A 387-nucleotide genomic window follows, 5' to 3' on the forward strand; every position below is an offset into this window, starting at 1 on the left:
ATCGCATCGAGCATCGAGGTTTCATCCAGCGTCAGCTCGGCATCCGGCGCAGTGGGCGCGTCGATCGCTTCAGCAGGCATCACCACGACATCCGAGTCGGGCGGACTGGGTTCGTCGATCGGCTCGATGATCGGTTCTGGCTCGACCATCAGGGCGTCGATATCGCCTACCGATTCGATCGGCAGCGATTCAAGGATAATGACTTCCGGCTCGTCGATCGATGCCATAACGGGCGGAATTTCTGGAGCCGTCAGCAGCGTATCCGGCAGTTCAGTCGCAAAGCTGGAAGCATCAAGTTCTGCGGTAGACGCTGGCAAAGCAACATTCGCGGATTCTGTCGGATCTGCGATCGCGTTGGTCATTGCCGCAGTCGTCCAGGGATCAACC

At 58.7% G+C, this 387-nt stretch carries 1 protein-coding gene; it reads right to left on the bottom strand.

The genetic code is table 11. From position 1 onward, the window contains the following. A partial coding sequence (locus D7Y13_RS45565) for a hypothetical protein (protein WP_147452798.1) occupies positions 1-362 on the bottom strand: 362 nt, incomplete at its 3' end. Positions 363-387: the final 25 nt, after the last annotated feature.

The sequence above is a fragment of the Corallococcus praedator genome (genome assembly GCF_003612125.1).
In the GTDB taxonomy this organism is placed as follows: Bacteria; Myxococcota; Myxococcia; order Myxococcales; family Myxococcaceae; genus Corallococcus; species Corallococcus praedator.